This is a genomic window from Streptococcus pseudopneumoniae (assembly GCF_001072315.1).
GTDB lineage: Bacteria > Bacillota > Bacilli > Lactobacillales > Streptococcaceae > Streptococcus > Streptococcus pseudopneumoniae_R.
The window spans coordinates 1-1,596 of sequence record NZ_JVLI01000069.1; the positions used below are offsets into that span (position 1 = coordinate 1).

Genomic DNA, 1,596 nt, shown 5'->3' on the forward strand with positions numbered 1-1,596 from the left:
AGAAACGAAAAATGGAATCTATCTTGAAATGGAATTTGGGATTAGAAATAAGGGAACTATTCTGATTCCAGCTCATCAGATTGAAAAAGCAGAAGATGGCTCTTATGAAATTTTTATCAGAAAAAATGACTTCTACTATTTTGTTAATCCTGAACACGCTGATAAGAATCGTTATATGAAGGGAGAAACAGTCGCTTCCCAGTTGTCGTATGATAATGGAGAAATGATTATCCGAAAAAATCCTAAAATCTCAACTTTGGATCAGCTTGTTCGTGAATATAACTATCTATCCGCTCATGGAGTGACAGAAGGACAGCAATTTGATGAATTGTTAAATCGTTTTGAAGAAGAACTAGAAGAAGTAGATAACTTACTTGATAAATTAGATCAACGCTTGGGTGAGCTTAATAAAATTCAGTCTGCATTTCTTGCATTGGAATCAAGTGATCATCAGGAATCGAAGTTAGCTATTTCCATTCTGAAAGATCTGAGAGTAGATCCTAGCACTCGAAAATCTGAAATCGATAAACTTGTTAAGGAGGTGACTTTTGAGCGCCAAGCTTTATATCAACGAGTAGAAACAATTACAAAAGATTATAAGTTACATCAAGACATTGAGAAAAATGTGGAACAGCGAAAGGAAAGAGAATCTTTTTTGTAAAATAATTATAAATATAAACATACACATATTGACAAATATAATTATATTGGTATAATAGAAGTATAGAAAAGGGGGTAAATAAAATTTTACATCTAGTTCAAACTATCAAGGTTGATTATTTCAATGTTCAATCAAAAGAAGGCAATCATCTCTTTATTGATGGCTATGTAGGTTGTTATTCAGACTATGAAGGCTGTACTTCTATGGAACGTATCAAAGGCATGATAGAAGTCAGTGTGGAAGGAGACAAAATTACTCATATTTTATCAGAGGATTTAGAGCACATTAGCAGCGAATATGACGGTGTTGAGTGGGAAGATATAATCGTAGAATTGGAAGATACGCTTAGAATATGTTTTAGAATTGTTTCAGAGCAATTAACTTTATAATTTTGTTTATAAATCTAATTATAGAGGTAATAGAATAGAAAATACAAAAACGGAAAGACTAGACTTAACTTTGAAAGTGCTAAAATTTTAGGAGGGAAATAAATGAAAATTATCACATTTGCTGCTATTAAAGGCGGTGTTGGAAAAACAACTTTGACATTTAATTATGGAGAATGGTTGGCTAGAAAAGGGCATAAGGTTCTCTTTATAGATTTAGACCATCAGTGTAATTTGACTCAATGCTACAATATTTACGAAAGTCAGAATACAATTGCTAATGCTTTCAAAGGGGGCGACGTGGATATTAAGCAAGTCAAGGAAAATATTAGTCTAATTCCAGGTTCAGTTCAGCTGGACTCGGTGGAACGAGATCTGGAGAATAGCGATAAGAAAAATATGCTCCTTTATCTTTGGTTAGAAGATAACTACGAAAAGAAGAAGTTGGGTCAGTTTGACTATATCTTGATTGATTGTAGACCAGACTTTGCGACAGCTACTAAAAATGCTGTTGCAGTCAGTCACGCTATTATTAGTCCATTGACTCCT

3 protein-coding genes are annotated in these 1,596 nt (G+C 33.3%); all 3 read left to right on the forward strand.

Translation table 11 applies throughout. From position 1 onward, the window contains the following. Window positions 1–661 (forward strand): helical hairpin domain-containing protein (locus ADH54_RS03095; RefSeq protein ID WP_049524002.1); only part of this gene is annotated, 661 nt, incomplete at its 5' end. Window positions 662–864: 203 nt separating this feature from the next. Beyond that, window positions 865–1,050: a hypothetical protein gene (locus ADH54_RS03100; protein WP_049524003.1), complete on the forward strand. Its 186-nt coding sequence runs from the start codon at window positions 865–867 to the stop codon at window positions 1,048–1,050. Window positions 1,051–1,152: 102 nt separating this feature from the next. Beyond that, window positions 1,153–1,596: ParA family protein (locus ADH54_RS03105; RefSeq protein WP_049524004.1), on the forward strand; the 444-nt coding region annotated here is incomplete at its 3' end.

Coding starts and splice junctions, on each gene's coding strand:
- ADH54_RS03100 (WP_049524003.1), top strand. CDS start 865: ATGGAACGTATCAAAGGCATGATAGAAGTCAGTGTGGAAGGAGACAAA.